Origin of the sequence: Roseovarius pelagicus (assembly GCF_025639885.1) — a bacterium.
Classification (GTDB): domain Bacteria; phylum Pseudomonadota; class Alphaproteobacteria; order Rhodobacterales; family Rhodobacteraceae; genus Roseovarius; species Roseovarius pelagicus.
In genome coordinates, this window is record NZ_CP106738.1 from 2,111,601 (window position 1) to 2,131,143 (window position 19,543).

The window sequence follows — 19,543 nt, forward strand, 5'->3', positions numbered from 1 at the left end:
ATCAATGCTCCTGACTTTCGTCGCGACCGATGAACAGAAAGACAATCATGCCGACGATCACCATCCCGACCAGCAGGGACGAAATGGCGGCGACGGTCGGGTCGACCTGATCGCGGATGTTGGCGAACATCCGACGCGTCAGTGTCTCGTTTTCACCGGAGGACACAAAGAGCGCCACCACCACCTCGTCAAAGGATGTGACGAAGGCGAAGACAGCGCCGGACATGACCGAAATCCTGATCTGCGGGAGGGTGACCGAAAGAAAGGCGCGCAATTCCGATGCTCCAAGGCTGCGGGAGGCTTCGTGCAATGCCATGTCGAAGCTCGACAACCCGCTGCCAACGGCGGTCAGCACGAAAGGAAGGGCCAGCATGGTATGCGCAAGGATAAGCCCGCCGATCGTACCGTTCAGCCCAACCTTGGCGTAGACGAAGAACACACCGACTGCGATCAGGATCAGAGGCACGAGCATGGGCAGAATAAAGATCCCACGGACGCCCGTCGCAAAGATATCCGTACGACGATGCAACCCCCATGCGGCGGCGGTTCCGATGATCGTCGCGATGATCATCGTCGGCACTGCCACGCGTACGGAAACCCAAAGCGCATTCAACCATTCCGGTGAGCCAAGGAAAGCCCTGTACCAACGCAGGCTCAGTTCCTTCGGCGGGAATTCTAGATATTCCCCCGCCGAGAAAGACATCGGCACGACCAGAAGACAGGGCACGACGAGGAAGATCATCACCAAGGCTACGACGATATAGAGCCAAAGACGCTGGCCACGGGTGATTTGGGTTCGGGTAACAGGTTCGGTCAGCATTACTTGGAACCTCCGGCGCGGCGTAGCACAAATTGGACGGCGAGAAGCACCATCGCGGTTGCGATCACAAGCACAACACCAAGCGCAGACGCCGCCCCCCAGTTGCCGTAGAGTGAGATGTTGTCGGCAATCTGCATGGCCCACATGTACGTTCGGCCACCGCCCAGAAGCACCGGTGTCACGAAGAAGCCCAGACACAGCACAAAGATCAGACCGGCACCGGAGCTGAGACCAGAAACCGTCTGCGGGAAATAGATCTGCCAGAACGCCGTTGTGGGCGTGGCCCCGCAGTTGGACGCAGCCAGCATCAAAGAGGGATCAACAGCTTTCATCGACGCGTAAAGCGGCAGGATCATGAACGGCAGCATCACGTGAATCATGCCGATGATCGTGCCGAATTCATTGTGGACCAGAGCAAGGGGCGTATCGATGATGCCCCAGCTCTGCAGCCACGTGTTGATCAGTCCGGTGCGCTGAAGAAGCACAAGCCACGCATAGGTGCGCACAAGCACCGAGGTCCAGAATGGCAACAGGACCGACAGCAAGATCACCAGCGAAAGGCGCCTTCCCGCCTGCGACATAAGGTAAGCGACCGGGTATCCGAGAATGGCACAGCACACCGTCACAATGATCGCGATCCTGAAGGTCGTGGTGAACGTGCGCACATAGATCGACTTGCCCATGCGCTCGTAATTCGCCCAACTGAGATCTCCGGCTGCGTCATATGCCGACAGCCAGAACAACCAAAGTACGGGAACAAGCAGCACGAGAGCGATCAGGAACAGGCCGGGAAATGTCAGGGACGTTGCCCCGAACCGCTCCATCACTTCTTTGCGGCGCAGGGTGTCGGCGTTCAACCTTCCGTTTTTGCCTGATGAAGAGATGGCGATATCGTTCATTGCTCTGCATCCTCGACCAGAATGGTGCTGGACTGTTTGATCCAGAACGAGACCTTTTCGCCGGATTTCGGTATCTCGATACCGGCCGTGTGCGGGTTGCACCGCACTTCCACCGAACAATCCTCTGGCAGCGCGATATCGAGCAGATAGCTGTCCCCTTGATAGATCACTTCTCGCGCGGTGCCGTCGATCCGATTGGCCACGCCCTGTTGCGGCGCATTCCAAGCCAGCTTCTCCGGCCGGATCAGCAGCCACGCATCGTCTTTTCCGTTCCACGGCTCACGGGTGACGATCGGGTTTCCAAATAGACGGGGCGTGCCGTCGGTGACCTTGACCGGCAGGAACGAAGACTCGCCCATGAACTCAGCAACAAAACGGTTCGCCGGGAAATCGTAAAGCTGGCTCGGTGTGTCAAGCTGCATGAGTTTGCCGTGGTTGATTACGGCGATCCGATCGGACATCGTCAGCGCCTCGCGCTGGTCGTGAGTCACGTAAACCGTTGTCGTTCCCAACATCGCATGGAGGCGTTTGAGCTCGATCTGCATGTGCTCGCGCAGGTTTTTGTCCAGCGCCGACAGCGGTTCGTCCATAAGCATCATTCGGGGCTCGAAAACCATGGCCCGCGCCAGCGCGACCCGCTGTCGCTGTCCACCAGACAGCGCCTGGATCGTCCTGCCGGCTAGGTGATCCATCTTGACCGTGGACAGCGCCTGAGTGGCGCGGCGTTCCCGCTCGGACTTGCCGATTTTCCTGAGCTTGAGTGGATAGGCGACGTTCTCGATGACGGTCATGTGAGGGAAAAGCGCGTAGCTCTGGAATACCATGCCGACGTCGCGGCGATGCGGCGGCAGTGTCAGAAATTCCTTGCCGTCAAGCTGCACGCTGCCGCTGCTCGGCCGCGTGAAGCCGGCCAGAACGTTGAGAAGGGTCGTCTTACCCGACCCAGAGGGTCCCAGCAGTGTGATGAACTCGCCGGGTTCGATATCGAAGCTCACTTCGTCAAGCGCGACGAAGGTTCCGTAGTTCTTGCTGACTTCGCGGATTGCGACCTGACCGGGCATGTCTGATTACCTTTTATGGGTCTGGATGGGGCAGGCTCCGTCCTGCCCTTGACCTGCCCGACACCTCTGTGCCGGGCAGTATGTCGAGGATAAGATCGTTCTTACTGGATCATCATCATCTTGTAGTCTTCCTGAACCTCGGCGGCGTTCTTCGCCCACCAGTCCACGTCGAGAATAAGCTGCTTCGCCGCGTTCTCCGGCGCAGTGTTGGACGCCTTCACGACCTCCTCCGGCGCATTGGTGAGTTCGAACGCCTTTTGGTTCGCCGGACCGTAATAGGGCATCTCCTCGGGAATGTGAGCCTGCATTTCCGGCGAGACGACCAGCGAAATCAGTGTCTGTGCGGCCTCGACGTTGTCAGACCCCTTCAGGATCGCCAGACAGCCAGAGCCGAGAATACCATCCTGATAGGTGTAAGCCACCGGCGCACCGTTGTTGATGACCCCGGTCACCCGGCTACCCCAGATCGCCAGCATGTCAACCTCACCATCGGCGATCAACTGCGCCGATTGCGCGCCCGATGCCCACCACACGCCGATATGCGGCTGGATTTTCTCAAGTGAACTGATCGCTTTTTCCATGTCCAGCGGATAGACATCTTCCTTTGCGACGCCCGCGCCGAGAAGACCGATTTCCATCATTTCCTGCGGATAGACACCCAGCGCACGGCGACCGGGGAAATCTTCAACGTTCCAGAAATCGACCCAGTTCTTGGGCGGGTTATCGCCATAGGTATCGGTGCGATACCCCAGAACGACCGAGTAGGAGTTGATTGAAATCCATTCATCCCCGCGCGATGCCTCGTGAACGCCACTTGCGTCGATCACCGAGTAGTCCAGCGGTTCGAAAAGCCCCTCTCGCGCACCCACGGCGCAGTTGTCGGCCCCGAGGTGCACGATATCCCAGCCTGGGTTTCCGGACTGAACCTGTACGCGCACACCGGCGATGCCGTCATGGCTCTCCTGCCGCAGGCCGATGCCGGCCTGCTCTGCCGAGGGGATCCAGAGCGTCGAGGCAAGATCCTCCTGCACCTTGCCGCCGAAGCCGGCGATCGTCAGTTCCTGTGCAGACACACCGCCCGCCACCATCATCGGGATCAGTCCCGTAATCAGTACCTTCTTCATAATTTCCTCCCTCTTGAACATTTGGATGATTAGTCGAATGTGATGACCTGACGCGTCACCGCCCCAGCAGCGAGTTTGTCAAAGCCCTCGTTGATCTGATCGAGCGACAACGTGCCCGACAGCAGTTTCTCGACTGGCAGCCGGCCCTGCCGGAACAGATCGAGATAACGTGGAACGTCGCGCGTCGGGACACTGGACCCAAAGTAGCTGCCCTTGACCGTGCGTTCTCCGGCGACCAGCGAAACCGGCGGCAGGTTCCAGATTGTATCGTTTCTCGCCAGACTTGCGGTAATGGTAGTGCCACCGCGTCGGGTGATGGCATAGGCCATCTCCATCGTCGAAGGCACGCCGGCCATCTCCAGTGCATACTGGACACCACCCTTGGTGTGCTCGAGAACCGCTTCGACGCAGCCTTCATCGCGCGCGTTGAAGGTTGCCGTGGCGCCCAGCTCCTTCGCCTGGGCCAGCTTGTCGTCGTTCACATCGATCCCGATTATCTCGCGCGCTCCGCAGGCCCGCGCCATCATGACCGAGGAAAGCCCGACCCCGCCGAGGCCGACAACAGCAACGGTATCCCCAATGCTCACACCCGCGGAATTTGCAACCGCGCCGCCGCCCGTCAAAACAGCGCACCCGAATAGCGCGGCATGTGTCGGCTCGACGGGGTCATCCACCTTGATCAGGGAATGGCGCGACACCACGACCATTTCCGAGAAGGCCGAAAGACCCGCTTGGTGATGGATATTCTTGCCTTTGTGCTGCATCCGGCGATGTCCGGAAAGCAGCGTGCCCGCGGCGTTGGCCTTAGTGCCCTCTTCGCACAGAACCGGTCGTCCATCGATGCATTCCGGGCAATGGCCACAGCGCGGCATGAAGGAAAAGATCACCTGATCTCCTGCGGACAAGTCGCTGACACGACCGCCGACCTCCAAAACCTCACCACAGGCCTCGTGCCCGAGAACCATCGGCATCTCCTTCGGCCTGTCTCCACTGATAAAGCTCAGGTCGGTGTGGCACAACGCTGCCGCCGTCACCTTGACCAGAACCTCCTCGTCGCCAGGCGGCGCAAGGTCGATCTCGGCAATTTCGATGGGCTTGCTTTGGGCATAAGGGCCTTCGACCCCTTGTTTGAGCAGAAGCGCGGCTTTTGTCTTGAGGCTCATTCGTTCGTCTCCTTCACGCCGCAGCGCTGACGAATTTTGTCGTGACAAAGGCATCCATGCCTTCGACGCCGCCTTCGCTGCCGTAGCCACTTTCCTTCATGCCGCCGAACGGCGTCTCCGGACTCGCGATGCCGAAATGGTTGATTGACACCATGCCCGCCTCAAGCCCACGGCTCAGCTGATCCACCGTGCTGTGGGACGTGCCAAAGGCGAAGGCTGCCAGCGCATATGGCAGCGCGTTGGCCTTTTCGATCGCCGTCTCAAGCGACGAAAACGGAAGGATTGGCGCGATCGGGCCAAACGGCTCGTCGACCATCATCTTTGCATTTTCCGGAATCTCCGTCAGAACGGTAGGCTCGAAGAAATTGCCTTTGTTCCCGATCCGGCGACCGCCGGTCACCAGCGTCGCACCGCGATCGACGGCGTCGGCAACAAACCCCTCCATCGCGTCGAGCCGGCGGCCATTGGCCAGCGGGCCCATCTGCACACCCTCCTCGAACCCGGACCCGACTTTCAGGGCTTTCGACGCGGCCACGAACCCTTCTAGGAACCGCTCATAATGCGCGTCATGAATATAGAAGCGTGAAGGCGCGGCGCAGACCTGGCCCGCGTTGCGGTATTTCAGCACGGCGGCCAACTGTACGGCGGCATCGACATTCGCATCTTCGGCCACGACGAATGGTGAGTGGCCGCCCAATTCCAGCGTACAACGCTTCACATGGCGTGCAGCAATCTCGCCCAGCGTCTTCCCAACCGGAACCGACCCGGTGAATGAGACCATGCGAACCGGAGCTGCAGGAATAAGGTATTCTGAGACCTCGTTCGGCACACCGTATACGAGGTTGACCACGCCCCTTGGAACACCCGCATCCTCGAAGCATCGGACCAGCTCCGCGCAGCTATAGGGCGTTTCTTCAGGACACTTGATAATGATCGTGCAACCCGCGCCGAGCGCGCCGGCGATCTTGCGCACAGCCTGGCTAACCGGGAAATTCCACGGAGAAAAACCGGCGACGACGCCCAGTGGAACTTTGTAGGCGATCTGCTGAATATTGGACGCGCGCGCCGGGATGACCCGGCCATACATGCGTCGTCCCTCTTCGGCCGCCCAGTCGATATGATCGCTGGAGCCGATGACCTCGCCCTTGGCTTCCGCGAACGGCTTGCCCTGTTCGCGCACCATCAGACGGCCAATGTCCTCGGCGCGATCACGCAGCAGGTCCGCCGCCTTGCGTAGCAGGGCCGACCGCTCGTAGGCTGAGGTCTGTGACCACGATTTAAAAGCCGTCTCCGCGGCGTCCAGCGCGCGATCTAGGTCGGAGGCTCCCGAAATGGCTACAGCCCCGATGGCCTCGCCCGTCGCCGGATCCAATACATCTGCCGATCCGTTCTGCCCATCGCACCACTCGCCCGCAATGAACATTTGAGCTGGCTTTACCACGTCTGACCTCCTCCGATTTCAATCTTGTGTTCCACAAATCATCTATATCGTTGCTTTAGTCAACAATATATTTTTCAAACACACACAACAGATTGAATTGGAGTACTAAAACGTGGAGATGTAATCGTTCCCAATAGTCGCTATCGGAACGACCCACCTCTTCCAAAGAACAAAATCGCCGCTGAATAGGGACAATATTCGGGCAAATGATAACTCTCGGCACAGCGACGAATCAGCAGAAAGCTCGACCCGAAGCAGCCATTCAGGCAGTACCAACTCGTTTTCGCGTGATTGGGACGTGCGAATTGCCCGGTTCTCAAGCGGCCATTTCCGCCGCATAGGTTTTCCAGAGATCAAAAGCATCGGCACTGGCGTACCGATAAGTGAGTGCGGAGATCCGATAACGTCGGGGGCGGATGATCGTGCGCGCTTGCGGATAGACCTCAAACAACTACGCTACTCGTTCGTCACGATGATCCGGGGGTCGCCGGAGCGGCGCAGGAAATGTCGGAGCATTCAACCAAGTGGATGTAGGCGGGGTATCAGAATGACTTTCGATCGCCCGCATTAGTCCGCCAGTGGCATGAGGGGCTCCGGGGGTGCGTTTCATAGCCCGGTTAGGATGCTCGCCGCGCTCCAGAGTTCTGGTGAAGTTATGTTAACCTTGATGTGTGAGACGACCGTCTTGGTGTCAACCATGAGGCGCGCGGAGACAATGGCGACCGCAAGCATGAGCCAGCTATCCGAAGCTGAGGCCATATTGTTCGAGTAGGTTGAGAGGGATGGGCTGACAGAGCGCGCGCGTCTATTTTCAATGAGATGGACCGGAGGCACAGCAATCGTCAGAATCTGAGAGGTACTTCCTGCATTGCGAAAAGAACTCCAAAAGGGACACGCGCCCCCCACTGACACAAAGGGGGTAGTATGGCAGGTGGCCTGAAATTTAGTCCACGTTGCAAATTTACATAAAACAACACCTTAGGGATTTTGGTGGTGCCAGGAGAGGACTCACATATTCCATATAATCATTTGATTTCAAAATCTTATGTTCCATGTGGTTTTGCCGGATACCCCCATTGATACCCCCGCACCCAGCTGCATTTAGAGGTTCGAGGGCAGACCGGGGACCATACAATGACCAATGCATCACCCTTCTGAACATGCCAGAACACGGCGATTCACACAATGGGTTTGACGATGGCAGACGCCACTCTTGATCGATCACCCGATGTTGCTACGCTTCCCCCACCTCGGGGTATTGTCGTAACCCTTGGGCATCGCGATGCTCTTCAATCATGGAGACATCGTGATGCGGATACTATCGAAAACCCAACTGAAGGAGCTGGTCTTGTATTCACCTCAACACATTGCACGTCTGGAGAAGGCTGGAGCGTTCCCCAAGCGGGTACAGCTCGGCTCGAACCGCGTGGGATGGGTGGAAGCTGAAGTGCTGGACTGGCTGCAAACAAGGTTGGACAGCCGATAACCACACCGACGCTCCTTTGGGAGCTGGGTGGCCAGATGTGCACTATCTGGCCACCTGACATGGTAGGTCGAACTGGAGCTCCAAAATACTGACGTTGGACAGCGTATCGCCCTAAATAGCGCAGCAAGGCATCCTGTGGTTGTATCGCAAGCCGATTGTAGTTTAGGGTCCAAGAGGTTAGTTTTCGACAGCTGATATGGTCTAAAATGGAATTTCATAGTGACGATCTCAATCAGCTACATGGGAACAAAGAAATCTTTGGCCCCCGTAGTAGCGGAAGTTGTTTCTGCGTCGCCCCCAGGGCCACTTTTAGACGTTTTCTCAGGTCTTTGCGCGGTTGCGAAAAGCGTTGCTCCCGCCCGACAAACATGGACAAACGACCTTCAACACTTTGCACAATCTGTTGCTCAAGCGCACTTTTGCTCACAGAGTCACCCGCCTCAGCGAATAGATGTAGTTGCAAAGCTGAACCAACATTACTCAAAACACTTGTCGAAACAAGAAAAGATTGCTGGGAATAGGATTGCAGCAGAAAGTAAGGCGCTAGCTGACTATGATTCAGTAAGATTAAATGACATTTACGCGGAATGGATTATGTATGGACCACTAGACGGAGGTTTTGAGCAAACAGGTGATGCGACCCTGTTCCGAGATACTTTCGCCGGTGCGTATTTTGGGTTGCTTCAGTGCATAGAGATTGACGCGCTACGGCACTCTCTGGACATCATGCTTGACGAACATCAAATAGATTCTGACCAGCACCGATGGTTGATACTGGCACTTGCTGTCGCGCTGAACCGCTGCGCAAGTAGTACAGGACATTTTGCGCAACCACTGACAGCTAAACCTGCGAACTTGCCGAGGTTTGCGCAGCAAAGGCAACGTTCGGTGAAAGACTGTTTCTTGTCAGCGATTGAGAGTCTTGAACCTGTTGGAAATACTGACTGGCGCTCCCGCAACATTGCAATGCGGGGTGAGGCAAATAGTGCATTATCAAGTTTTATCGGCAACTCAGACGGAGTTCCATCAGTAGTTTATGCTGATCCACCATACACTTCCGACCAGTATTCGAGATATTATCATCTATATGAGACCATTGTCCTTTATGATTATCCGGAAGCTGAGGGAAAAGGGCGATATCGTACCGATAGAGAGGCGTCTGACTTTTGCCTATCATCACGCGTTTCTGAAGCATTCGATAAATTGATTTCGAACTGCGTTGAAATAGGTGCTGATCTGGTGTTGAGTTACCCTACTAACGGCCTATTAGCGAATTCAAGAGATGTGCTGCCTCAAAAAATCAAAGACAAGTATGGCCGTGACCCGCAGATACTAGAGATCGACCATAGACACTCCACAATGGGCGGCTCGAAGGGTCCTGGGAAGATGAATGTGACGGAAATTATCTACAGGGCGTATCCGTGATGGCAAGAAAAGGATCGCGACAAGTTCTCAAGAATCTGTCCCCAGCGCAGGTTCGAGCAAATCCGGAGAACCCACGTCTGGTTTTTCGGCAAGAGGAAATGGAGAGCTTAATGCTCTCTATTGATAAACATGGGATACAAGTCCCAATAACGGTTTTTCAAGATGGCGATCACTTTACTCTTTTGGATGGAGAGCGCCGGTGGAGATGTGCGCAAAAGTTAAACCTTAAATCTATCCCAGCAATTGTTCAAGATAGACCGTCTGAACTAGAGAATCTTGTCCTAATGTACAACATTCATGCTTTGCGCGAGCAGTGGGATTACTTCACTATTGCATCGAAACTTGAACGAGTAATGGCACTTTATGAAAATGAAAATGCACAGGCTCCTAACGAAATTATCCTCTCTGAGCTTACAGGATTGACTCGCGGTGCAATCCGAAGATGCCAGCTACTGATCGATTTGCCTGAACGATTCAAGGTTATGCTGTTGGATGAGCTCGATAAGCCCAAGCTTCAACAGCGACTTTCAGAGGACTTTTTTATAGAAATGGAGCGTTCGCTTAAGACTGTTGTAAACAGACTTCCGGAGTATGCTCCACTGCTAGAGGAAATGAGAGATGTCCTGATTGAAAAGTTCAAGAAAGGAAAGATTGCCGCGGTAACGGATTTTCGGCAGCTATCAAAGATTGCAACTGCCGTTGATGGGCTGGGGATCGCGCAGAGCCAGGCCAAACGTGCACTCGACAAGGTATTTGATTCCACGAAGGGAACCTCCATTCGCGAGGCGTATGTGGAGGCAGTTCAGTTCGAATATGTAGAAAAAAGAGTAGGCCGCTCAGTTCAGTCCTTGATGAGTTTTATTGAAGATGTCGAAAATGAAAACCAGCGGTCGGAGCTTGATGACGATTTGATGAAGTCTTTCAAACAACTTCATAAAGTTCTTGGCAGAATATTGGGGAGGTAGTTATGGTCTCTGGCCTCACCTCGGGAGCTGATTTCCTTAAGGATTCTGCAAAACTATATTTTGCTAACTATTATCAGAATCCACCCATCCGGGTTGATCAAGAATTGGATCGAAATCTAAACTGGACGCCTTCATTACAATTTAAAGTTCAGACGCACCTTACCGTTCTCGCTGAGGTGTCTGAAAACCCGTATCCACAAATTCTTTCGATGCGTCGAATGGATATTCTAGATCTCAGCTTCCCAATTTCAGTTTATTGCGTTTGTCCCGAGGAAGCATATTTAGCGCATCAAGGCCATTCTGAAGCGAAGAAGTTAATTTTACATGGGTTCGGACTATTGACAGTTTCAAGCAATGGGGCGGTCCAGAGAGTAGCTGGTTGCATTCCTTTGATCCAACGAATTTCAGAAATTGATTTCAATAGTGAGATTAAAGGTTTGTCTCCAACAATTCGTCGCCGCTTGCGTGAAGCGTTCGATCGCTACCAAGCCAGCGCACCATCTGGAGCAGCCGATATTGCAGAAGTCTTGGAAGGGTTTATTCTTAAAGCAGGACGCGATGCAGTTAAGAAAGGTTGGTTGCAGCGGAGCGATGCCCAAGCTGGTCAGATGGCAAAGACACTAGATGCGATGGTTGCAGTGCCCCAGTTCGGGAGTGCACTTGCACCTATTGGCGGAGCACGTGCCTATGTTGCAAAATATAGAAACGCAAGTGCACATTTTCCCAAGAGTAAAATTCAAGCCGCAATCAAATACCGAGACTGCCGACACGGATTTCTGGATGGCCTAAAACAAATATCAACTTTTTGCAAAGCTATGAAAGGGCTCGGGTTGACGGGCGGTATAGCAAGTTAATTACTAAGCGACCCGCTTTTTGCAAGGTGAAAATAAACACTTCAAACTCTCTGCACACCCAGAACCCTTTCCAGCGCCGCAAGCCTCGGAAACAGCCTATCAACCGGCGCAGTCAGAAACCGCCGGTCATCGTCTGGAACGAGCCCTCCGAACTGCCGCCTGCGATTGGCACTGCCGAAATGCCAAAGCACTGCCAAGTTGCACTTCAACCCGTAATGCCGTTGGTGCAATTTTTCATCCAAAACACGAACATACTGCGATACCGACCGCTGCAAAGACTTCCTCGCGGCACTCGATTTGACCGGCTCCGTCCCGCGATCCACTTCCAGCGCAAATGCCCGATAGCCGTCTGGGTTGTTGATTGTCACTGAGAACTGACCCGGTATTTTCACCGAGATTTGACCCACCCTCAGTTATGCGTCGTGGTCTATGATGCGGTCAATGTTTTGGCCTCCTTTGCAGTTTTCTTTGCTGCCTCAGAACTGACCTTGAAGCGGTAGCTGTCGTTTCCGGTTTCGAGGATGTGGCAGCGGTGGGTAAGCCGATCCAAGAGAGCGGTGGTCATCTTTGCATCCCCGAAGACCTGCGCCCATTCTGAGAAGCTAAGGTTGGTGGTGATGATCACACTGGTGCGCTCATAGAGCTTACTGAGTAGGTGGAAGAGCAATGCCCCACCAGATGAACTGAACGGCAGGTAGCCAAGCTCGTCTAAGATAACCAAATCGACCTTGGTCAGCATCTCAGCCAGTTTCCCAGCCTTTCCAAGCGCTTTCTCTTGCTCCAGTGCATTAACCAATTCCACGGTCGAGAAGAAGCGGACCTTTCGCCTGTGATGCTCAATCGCCTGCACACCAATTGCTGTAGCAGTATGGCTTTTGCCGGTTCCGGGGCCGCCGATCAGCACGACATTTTCAGTCGCTTCAATGAACTCGCACCGATGCAACTGTCGGACTGTTGCCTCGTTGATCTCACTGGACGCAAAGTCAAAGCCGGTGAGGTCTTTATATGCGGGGAAGCGGGCGACCTTCGTGTGGTAGGCGATAGACCGTACCTCGCGCTCGGCGATCTCGGCCTTGAGCAGCTGTGACAGCATTGGTGTGGCAGCTTCGAACGCTGGCGCGCCCTGGGCGACCAAGTCTTCAATCGCATTTGCCATGCCGTACAGCTTGAGACTGCGTAGCATGATCACGATAGAAGCTCCTGCTGGGTCATGACGCATGGCGCTTCTCCTTAGTCTGTCGCAACCCGTCATAGCGATCGACGTTGGCCTCTGGCGTTGACTGCAATGCCAGTGCGTCCGGCGGATCGACCTCGGGGTGATCTGTCGGTCTGCGGTCGATCAATCGATGCAACAGGTTCAGGATGTGCGTCTTGGTGGGGACGCCCGCTTCAAGTGCCAGCTCCACTGCGCACAAAACGTCATCTTCGTTGTGCTGAAGGACCAGAGACAGAATGTCGACCATCTCTCGGTCACCGCCTTCTTTACGCAGCATGTGATCCTGAAGTTGCCGGAAGGCATCCGGCATCTCCGTGAACGGCGCACCATTGCGTAAGGCACCTGGTTTGCGTTGGATGACAGCGAGATAGTGACGCCAGTCATAGATGACCTTGCCGGGCTTGCGATGAGACCGCTCGATGATCCGCGCATGCTCGCAAACCGTTTGCCCTTCAGCGACCATGACCAGCCGTTCGGGATAGACATGCAAACTGACACGTCGGTTCGCAAAGCTGGCGGGAACGCTGTAGCGATTGCGTTCGAACGTGATCAGGCATGTGGGTGACACACGCTTACTATGTTCGATAAAGCCATCGAATGCCGGCGGCAGTGCCATCAGCGTGGGCTTCTCGGCCTCCCACACGTCAGCGATGGACCCCGGCAAAGCCTTGTGCGGTGTCTCTGCCCAAAGGGCGATACAGCGATCTTCAAGCCATTGGTTCAGCTCTGCCTGATCGGCAAAGACTGGCATGACCTGCCACATGCGGTTGCGCGCATCCTGCACGTTCTTCTCAACCTGGCCTTTCTCCCAACCTGCGGCTGGATTGCAGAACTCGGGCTCAAACACGTAGTGGCTGGCCATAGCCTTGAAGCGTGCATTGACGTCCCGCTGCTTGCCTTTGCCCACACGATCAACGGCGGTCTTCATATTGTCATAGATCCCGCGACCAGGCACGCCGCCGAAGACGCGGAATGCATGCCAGTGGGCGTCAAACAGCATCTCGTGCGTTTGCAGCGGGTAGGCCCGCACCAAGAAAGCCCGGCTGTGTGACAGTTTGATATGCGCGACCTGAAGTTTGACGCGCTCACCACCGATGTTGGCCCTGTCCTCGCTCCAATCGAATTGGAAGGCTTCGCCGGGCGCGAACACCAAAGGCACATAGGTGCCGCGCCCCGTCGTCTGTTCCGCTCGATGCCGATCTTCACGCCATGCCCGGGCGAAAGCTGCCACGCGTTCATAGGAACCATTATATCCCAGCTTCACCAGATCAGCATGCATTTGCTTCACTGTCCGCCGCTCTTTGCGTGACTTCCGCGTCTGGATTAAAAGCCAGGCTGACAGCCGATCCGCGTAGGGGTCCAGCTTGCTTGGACGCTTGGGCGTCTTGAACCTCGGCTCCACCGCACCTTCACGCAGATACTTCTTGATCGTGTTCCGAGACAAACCCGTCCGCCGGGCAATCTCCCTGATTGGCATTTTGTCACGCAATGCCCAGCGTCGAATGACACTCAAAAATCCCATGTCGATCACTCCAAATCCCCCCAACCAAAACCGTCGGGGAAGTGTGTTCACATGGGTCAGTTCTCAGTGACAATTTATGGGGCTACCGGGTCAGTTCTCAGTGACAATCAACAACCCGACGACATTCCGCGAGCTACCATAAGATGTATCGGCGGTACCGAGATAACCTAATTCACCCTGACAAAATTGTCTACTTAAGCGCTTCGTACGAGACTAGATCAAAGAGAGCCCTTGAGCGCGGAATACCTATGGCTGGCTACTTTACCGAGAGGAAGTTCAACGACCTCAACAAACGCTTCTTTGAAGCGCTTTCAGATTTCGTACCGGTCTTGATAATCGAAACAGATGAGATGACGAAAGAGGAAGTTCTGGCAAAAACGCAAGACTTTGCCGCTGAGCCATCATCACGTGTGTCTAGCATCGATTTATTGGACGCATCACTAACAGTTGCAAGCGAGGCATATAATGATTGAATTGATCGTTCTGACAGGGTTGGCGATTGTGTGTTTCGATTTCCTATTCGTTGTACGGAGTTCCGCTTTCCTTGGTGAAAAACAGGAAGAGTCGTTGTCTGAAAATCCTCGTCAAGCTCTAGTAATGATCTTGGCTGTTTATGAAGAAACGGAAACCATTGAGGAAGCAATAAAATTCCTTGAAAGCAATGATCTGCAGGGAATTACCCAGATAATCATTGTTGGTAATGCACGTGAACGAAACGGAGACGGCATAAATCCAACACTGAAACTTGCAAACAAGGTCGTAACCCGGCCTGATTTTATAAAGATTTTAGAATGCAACATAGCTGGGGCCATCAAAGCGCATCAAGTTAACTTTGCAGCTTCGCAAATCGACACAGAAACTGATCACACATGGCTGTATGTTATGGACGTCGACACCCGGTTCACACAGCAGAACGTTAAGTTGCTACGGACAGCGATGTTACAAGAGCATGCGATCATACAGCAGCACACACACTTCCTAGAAGGGTACGACAACAATAGTATTGTTGGAAAGTCATTTGCAGCTCACCAAACTCGCTGGACCTTGGCGCATGAGATGACACGAATCTGGTTGTATAATAAGTTTAGAGTCGGTGTTTATCACCTTGTTGGCCACGGCATGTGCATCAAATGCAGTACATTCAAAGAGTTGGGTGGATTTTCGGAAACCGTCAAGATCGAAGATATTCACTTTGGCTACATGTGCTGTATGAAGGGTTACAAGGTACGGTCGATTGGTCTGCTTGAAGGGTCTGACACACCGGCTGAACTCAAAAGCCTCTGGCAACAACAATATGGCTGGTCCTTAGGCGCATTTCAGATTCAACTTTACTGGCGACTACTATTAGATACGGGCTTTCAACCTTCGCCATACAACCGCATCCAGAATGCATTCTGTGTCTGGAACTACATTCGATGGTTAGGCCAATCAATCTTCATGTGGTTCATGCTGTTCCTTTTATTGTTTGGAGTGCAGGCCTACCTGGTTTCTATTTTCTTTGCTATTTACATCTTATCTTTTTGGATCAGTGGGTTAGCTATGAAGCGGAAGGAAGTTCTCAACGATGCTCTTCTTGTTGCATTTGTGGCACTAGGCTTTCTAAATTCGTTCATACGAAGCTTTCCCGTAATTAACTGCTTCTTTGATCAACTCCGTGGAGTAGAACGGAAAAAGTATAAAACTAGACACAGAAAACTGTAGAATTGACCAACAGCGCATCGGATTTGGAGCCTAAGAGAGTCACTGTTATCCACTAAGGATCTGATTTTAATGGTGCCCCACACGGACTCGAACCGCGGACCTACCGATCACAGATTTGCGAGTCGGTTGGATGTTCATGCGAATTTCTTCGATCCATCGATATCGAGCTTTCTGTGAGACTAAAAAGAGACTATTGCCAAAATTTAAGCGCTCAAATCTACGCTAAACGCTTGATTTTAAATGGAGGCGAGTAGGGGAATCGAACCCCTGTTCACGGATTTGCAATCTGGTTACCCGGCTCGAAGCTTGGTCACTATGTCAGACCACCGTTGCATCAACACCACCCTCTGCTCCCAGTACGTCGCCCGATTATACGTCCGCCGAATCGCATTCTTGTCCTGATGGGCCAACGCCGCCTCAATCACATCCGCATCATGCCCACGCGTGTTCAGAATTGTGCTGGCGGTAGCACGAAACCCGTGAGCCGTCACTTCCTCTTTGGCGTACCCCATACGGCGAATCGCTGAGTTGAAAGCGTTCTCAGACAGCCATTTCCGGTTGGAGTTCAGCGACGGAAAGATCAGCTCAACCCCCTCAACGTCGATCCAATTGCATCTGACCAGTTCGAGTGCCTGGTCAGATAACGGTATTATGTGCTCACGCCGCATCTTCGTTCGCTCAGCCGGGATGCTCCATGCTCTCTCTTCCAGATCGAATTCAGCCTGTTTTGCACCCCGCACTTCGCCGGGGCGGGCCATCGTTAGGATTTGGAACAGGATCGCATCCTTGATCACCCCAGCACCCGTATAGGCCTCAAGGTCGCACAAGAACTGCCCAAACGCTTTTTCATCAGTGATCGCCGCTCGATTGGTCACCTTAACCGGCAACAACGCACCTCGTACCGCCAAGGTCGGATCATTCTCCGCCCGCAACGTCACAATCGCCAACCGGAACACACCAGAGAGCGTACCGCGCAACTTTTTGGCCGTCTCTCGCCGCCCGCTATGCTCGACCTTCTTCAGCAGATGGAGGATTTCGGCAGAAGTGATCTCATTGACTGGACGATGGTGCAACGCTTCAGCCAGTGTGTGGATGTGCCAAACCTTCTTGCGCATCGTGGCGTCAGCCAACTCACGGTCATACGCCTGCTGAATGAACTCTTCAGCCACGAGCAGGAAGGTGGTTCGAGCTTGGGTTTCAGCCTCGATCTGGTTCAGACGTTTTTGGACGGCGGGATCAACTCCACTCTCCAGCTGCGCGCTGATCGCGTCCCGCTTGGCTCTGGCTTCTCGTAGCGATACGTCCGGATAAGAACCGTGGGTCACCAAGCGCTCTTTGCCCAGATGCTTGTATTTTTGTCGCCACAGCTTTGACCCATTAGGTTTTATTAGCACAAACAGACCGTGGGCATCATAGACCTTGTACGGCTTTTCCTTGGACTTTGCCTTACGGATTTTGAGGTCAGTCAGAGCCATGTGGGGTATCACCTCCGCGACTGCTATTTGATACCCCACTTTGATACCCCAAAATGACGGGGTATCGGGTGGGGTACGGTGTTCAGCTATGGTCAGAAGCCTTTCCCCAAAACGCGAAAAAGTCCATGAAAATGGACCTTTATGAGCATCTATGTTGAGGATAATTGGTGCCCAGGAGAGGACTCGAACCTCCACATCCTTGCGAATACTAGCACCTGAAGCTAGCGCGTCTACCATTCCGCCACCTGGGCAGGTGTCGTGAGCCGTGCGTTTAGACCCGAGGCGCGGCAGTGTCAACGGCATTTTGCCGCGCATTTCGAAATGCCATAGCGCCTTGTTCAAAGCGCGCCTTGGGGGTAGGACTGAAACTGATAACTGTTAGTCCATTGGCCCGGAGGCACGTCCATGTCGAAACTCGTCACAATCTACGGCGGATCAGGCTTTGTCGGACGCTATATCACCAGACGCTTGGCCAAAGCCGGCTGGCGTGTTCGCGTCGCGGTTAGACGCCCACACGAGGCCGTACATGTCACGCCCTATGGTGTCGTCGGTCAGGTTGCCCCGGTTCTGTGCAATATCCGTGACGATGACAGTGTGCGCTCTGTCATGCAGGGTACCGATGTGGTGATCAATTGCGTTGGCACATTCGATCGCAAGGGCAAGAATAATTTTGACGCCGTCCAGCATGAGGGTGCCGCGCGCATCGCACGCATCGCCGCCGAAACGGGCATTGCGCGCATGATTCACATCTCGGCCATCGGGGCCGATGTGGATGCCGACAGCGAATATGCCCGATCCAAAGGGATGGGCGAAGATGCGGTGCTGGAGCATTTCCCAAGCGCCGTGATTCTGCGTCCCTCGGTCATATTCGGGGCAGAGGATTCGTTCTTTAACCGGTTTGCCAGTATGACGCGGATGGGTCCGGTTCTGCCAGTGGTCGGGGCGAATACAAAGTTTCAGCCGGTTTATGTCGACGACGTCGCCGCCGCTGCGGAAATGGCGGCATTGGGTCAAGCCGCGCCCGGTATCTACGAGTTGGGCGGCCCGGACGTGAACACGTTCCGCGAGTTGATGCAGCAGATGCTGCATGTGGTTCGCCGCCGCCGCCTGATTATGAACATACCGTTCGGGATCGCACGGCTGATGGCGGGTGTGATGGAACTGGTTCAGACTATATCTTTGGGTCTGGTGCCACCACAGATCACCCGCGATCAGGTTGCCAACCTGCACCACGACAACGTTGTGGGCGATGACGCAAAGGGCTTTGCCGATCTGGGTATCGAGCCGCAGGCCCTTGAGGCCGTTTTGCCGGATTACCTTTGGCGCTTTCGCCCGGCGGGTCAGTACGAGGCGATCAAGGAATCAGCCAGCAATCTGCGCGCCTGAGGCAGTTTGCGTTTGATAGGAGCCGGGGATCGTGCGAAGGGCGTCGCATCACCCCAATGTCGCGTTTGTCTGGCAAGTTCCAGTGACGCGGATTTCTGTCACACGCTATAACACTTCGGGAAATATCTGATGTCTGACACTACTCTGGTCGCGGCCTTTCTAGGGCTGGTCGAAGGGCTGACAGAGTTCATTCCGGTGTCCTCTACCGGGCACTTGCTGTTGTTCGGACATTTTCTGGGATTCGACAGCCCCGGGCGGACGTTCGAGGTGGTGATTCAGCTCGGTGCTGTGCTGGCTATCCTGACGGTCTATTTTACCAGATTGTCTGGCGTACTATGCGCAGCCCCCCATGATCCGGCCGCGCGGCGGTTCCTGTGGTCGATTCTGATCGCGTTCCTCCCTGCTGCGGTCGTCGGTGTGATGGCGCATGGGTTTATTAAGGCGGTTCTGTTTGAAACGCCAGTTCTGGTGGCTGTGATGCTGATCATTGGCGGCGTTATCATGCTATTCGTCGATCGCCATGCACCCGAGCCACAGCATGAGGACGCTATGAACCTGCCGTTGCCGATCGCACTATCCATCGGTCTCTTTCAGTGTCTGGCGATGGTGCCGGGGACCAGCCGTTCTGGCGCGACCATTGTCGGGGCGCTGCTGATGGGGGTTAGCAAACGGGCCGCAGCAGAGTTTTCGTTCTTTCTGTCGATCCCGACCATGGCGGGCGCGTTCGCCTATGACCTGTGGAAGAATCGCGATGTGTTGGACCTCAGCGCGCTGGGCGATATTGCCGTCGGCTTCGCGCTGGCCTTTGTGACGGCGGTTTTTGTGGTCAAGTGGGTTTTGGATTTCATCAGCCGCAATGGCTATGCCTTTTTCGGCTGGTGGCGAATCATCGTGGGCGTCGTGGCGATAGCGCTCATATGGGCAGGACTTTAGATAGGTATTGTTTGTTTACTAATTTTTTTAATGGCGGCCCTTAAATCTGGAATTTTGTGATCTTTATGTGAT

17 protein-coding genes and 1 tRNA gene are annotated in these 19,543 nt (G+C 54.3%); 8 read left to right on the forward strand and 10 right to left on the reverse strand.

The window, feature by feature from the left end:
- Window position 1 precedes the first annotated feature (1 nt).
- From N7U68_RS11580 to N7U68_RS11605, 6 genes are all read right to left on the reverse strand, one after another.
- Window positions 2–820, reverse strand: coding sequence for an ABC transporter permease (locus N7U68_RS11580; RefSeq protein ID WP_263046893.1), 819 nt, complete (start codon window positions 818–820; stop codon window positions 2–4).
- A complete protein-coding gene (locus N7U68_RS11585) occupies window positions 820–1,719 on the reverse strand; it encodes an ABC transporter permease (RefSeq protein WP_165195365.1) in 900 nt (299 codons plus the stop codon). Before N7U68_RS11585 ends, N7U68_RS11580 begins: the two co-directional genes overlap by 1 nt.
- On the reverse strand, window positions 1,716–2,714 hold the full coding sequence (locus tag N7U68_RS11590) for an ABC transporter ATP-binding protein (protein ID WP_373323003.1): 999 nt from the start codon (window positions 2,712–2,714) through the stop codon (window positions 1,716–1,718). Before N7U68_RS11590 ends, N7U68_RS11585 begins: the two co-directional genes overlap by 4 nt.
- Before the next feature lie 167 nt (window positions 2,715–2,881).
- Window positions 2,882–3,904: an ABC transporter substrate-binding protein gene (locus N7U68_RS11595; RefSeq protein ID WP_263046895.1), complete on the reverse strand. Its 1,023-nt coding sequence runs from the start codon at window positions 3,902–3,904 to the stop codon at window positions 2,882–2,884.
- A 29-nt stretch (window positions 3,905–3,933) separates the two neighbouring features.
- Window positions 3,934–5,067 carry a zinc-binding dehydrogenase gene (locus tag N7U68_RS11600; RefSeq protein ID WP_165195359.1) on the reverse strand — a complete coding sequence of 378 codons (1,134 nt, stop codon included), beginning with the start codon at window positions 5,065–5,067 and terminating at the stop codon, window positions 3,934–3,936.
- Window positions 5,068–5,080: 13 nt separating this feature from the next.
- Complete coding sequence (locus tag N7U68_RS11605) at window positions 5,081–6,508, reverse strand: NAD-dependent succinate-semialdehyde dehydrogenase (RefSeq protein ID WP_263046896.1); 1,428 nt, start codon at window positions 6,506–6,508, stop codon at window positions 5,081–5,083.
- 1,309 nt (window positions 6,509–7,817) lie between these two features.
- Here N7U68_RS11605 and N7U68_RS11615 point away from each other — a divergent pair.
- From N7U68_RS11615 to N7U68_RS11630, 4 genes are all read left to right on the forward strand, one after another.
- Entirely contained in the window at window positions 7,818–7,994 is a 177-nt protein-coding gene (locus N7U68_RS11615; RefSeq protein ID WP_263046897.1) for a helix-turn-helix transcriptional regulator, read from the forward strand.
- A 219-nt stretch (window positions 7,995–8,213) separates the two neighbouring features.
- Window positions 8,214–9,419, forward strand: coding sequence for a DNA adenine methylase (locus tag N7U68_RS11620; protein WP_263046898.1), 1,206 nt, complete (start codon window positions 8,214–8,216; stop codon window positions 9,417–9,419).
- Window positions 9,419–10,384 carry a ParB/RepB/Spo0J family partition protein gene (locus N7U68_RS11625; protein ID WP_263046899.1) on the forward strand — a complete coding sequence of 322 codons (966 nt, stop codon included), beginning with the start codon at window positions 9,419–9,421 and terminating at the stop codon, window positions 10,382–10,384. The genes N7U68_RS11620 and N7U68_RS11625 overlap by 1 nt, the downstream gene beginning before the upstream one ends.
- Before the next feature lie 2 nt (window positions 10,385–10,386).
- Window positions 10,387–11,238, forward strand: a complete 852-nt coding sequence (locus tag N7U68_RS11630; RefSeq protein WP_263046900.1) for a hypothetical protein — start codon at window positions 10,387–10,389, stop codon at window positions 11,236–11,238.
- Between the two features lie 427 nt (window positions 11,239–11,665).
- Here N7U68_RS11630 and istB read toward each other — a convergent pair whose 3' ends face one another.
- Together istB and istA are read right to left on the reverse strand one after the other, a co-directional pair.
- On the reverse strand, window positions 11,666–12,457 hold the full coding sequence (gene istB, locus N7U68_RS11635; protein ID WP_263046774.1) for an IS21-like element helper ATPase IstB: 792 nt from the start codon (window positions 12,455–12,457) through the stop codon (window positions 11,666–11,668).
- The gene (istA, locus tag N7U68_RS11640; protein ID WP_263046779.1) at window positions 12,447–13,976 is read right to left on the reverse strand and encodes an IS21 family transposase; all 1,530 of its coding nucleotides are present in this window, start codon (window positions 13,974–13,976) and stop codon (window positions 12,447–12,449) included. The genes istB and istA overlap by 11 nt, the downstream gene beginning before the upstream one ends.
- 248 nt (window positions 13,977–14,224) lie before the next feature.
- Between istA and N7U68_RS11645 the strand changes: the two genes are divergently transcribed.
- Entirely contained in the window at window positions 14,225–14,449 is a 225-nt protein-coding gene (locus N7U68_RS11645; protein ID WP_308446138.1) for a hypothetical protein, read from the forward strand.
- Entirely contained in the window at window positions 14,442–15,677 is a 1,236-nt protein-coding gene (locus N7U68_RS11650) for a glycosyltransferase family 2 protein (protein ID WP_263046901.1), read from the forward strand. Before N7U68_RS11645 ends, N7U68_RS11650 begins: the two co-directional genes overlap by 8 nt.
- Window positions 15,678–15,967: 290 nt before the next feature.
- On the opposite strand, the gene N7U68_RS11655 is transcribed toward N7U68_RS11650, so the two are convergent.
- Both N7U68_RS11655 and N7U68_RS11660 read right to left on the reverse strand, forming a co-directional pair.
- On the reverse strand, window positions 15,968–17,152 hold the full coding sequence (locus N7U68_RS11655; RefSeq protein ID WP_263046902.1) for a tyrosine-type recombinase/integrase: 1,185 nt from the start codon (window positions 17,150–17,152) through the stop codon (window positions 15,968–15,970).
- Between the two features lie 165 nt (window positions 17,153–17,317).
- Window positions 17,318–17,403 (reverse strand) — tRNA-Leu (locus N7U68_RS11660).
- Between the two features lie 154 nt (window positions 17,404–17,557).
- Between N7U68_RS11660 and N7U68_RS11665 the strand changes: the two genes are divergently transcribed.
- Complete coding sequence (locus N7U68_RS11665; RefSeq protein ID WP_263046903.1) at window positions 17,558–18,538, forward strand: complex I NDUFA9 subunit family protein; 981 nt, start codon at window positions 17,558–17,560, stop codon at window positions 18,536–18,538.
- A 126-nt stretch (window positions 18,539–18,664) separates the two neighbouring features.
- Window positions 18,665–19,471 carry an undecaprenyl-diphosphate phosphatase gene (locus tag N7U68_RS11670; protein ID WP_206295778.1) on the forward strand — a complete coding sequence of 269 codons (807 nt, stop codon included), beginning with the start codon at window positions 18,665–18,667 and terminating at the stop codon, window positions 19,469–19,471.
- The last annotated feature ends 72 nt before the right edge of the window (window positions 19,472–19,543 follow it).

What these genes read in the sequence shown, in the direction of transcription:
- N7U68_RS11665 (WP_263046903.1), top strand. Translation starts at nt 17,558, where the DNA reads ATGTCGAAACTCGTCACAATCTACGGCGGATCAGGCTTTGTCGGACGC.
- N7U68_RS11595 (WP_263046895.1), bottom strand. Translation starts at nt 3,904, where the DNA reads ATGAAGAAGGTACTGATTACGGGACTGATCCCGATGATGGTGGCGGGC.
- N7U68_RS11580 (WP_263046893.1), bottom strand. Translation starts at nt 820, where the DNA reads ATGCTGACCGAACCTGTTACCCGAACCCAAATCACCCGTGGCCAGCGT.
- N7U68_RS11655 (WP_263046902.1), bottom strand. Translation starts at nt 17,152, where the DNA reads ATGGCTCTGACTGACCTCAAAATCCGTAAGGCAAAGTCCAAGGAAAAG.
- istA (WP_263046779.1), bottom strand. Translation starts at nt 13,976, where the DNA reads ATGGGATTTTTGAGTGTCATTCGACGCTGGGCATTGCGTGACAAAATG.
- istB (WP_263046774.1), bottom strand. Translation starts at nt 12,457, where the DNA reads ATGCGTCATGACCCAGCAGGAGCTTCTATCGTGATCATGCTACGCAGT.
- N7U68_RS11615 (WP_263046897.1), top strand. Translation starts at nt 7,818, where the DNA reads ATGCGGATACTATCGAAAACCCAACTGAAGGAGCTGGTCTTGTATTCA.
- N7U68_RS11600 (WP_165195359.1), bottom strand. Translation starts at nt 5,067, where the DNA reads ATGAGCCTCAAGACAAAAGCCGCGCTTCTGCTCAAACAAGGGGTCGAA.
- N7U68_RS11645 (WP_308446138.1), top strand. Translation starts at nt 14,225, where the DNA reads ATGGCTGGCTACTTTACCGAGAGGAAGTTCAACGACCTCAACAAACGC.
- N7U68_RS11585 (WP_165195365.1), bottom strand. Translation starts at nt 1,719, where the DNA reads ATGAACGATATCGCCATCTCTTCATCAGGCAAAAACGGAAGGTTGAAC.
- N7U68_RS11625 (WP_263046899.1), top strand. Translation starts at nt 9,419, where the DNA reads ATGGCAAGAAAAGGATCGCGACAAGTTCTCAAGAATCTGTCCCCAGCG.
- N7U68_RS11630 (WP_263046900.1), top strand. Translation starts at nt 10,387, where the DNA reads ATGGTCTCTGGCCTCACCTCGGGAGCTGATTTCCTTAAGGATTCTGCA.
- N7U68_RS11650 (WP_263046901.1), top strand. Translation starts at nt 14,442, where the DNA reads ATGATTGAATTGATCGTTCTGACAGGGTTGGCGATTGTGTGTTTCGAT.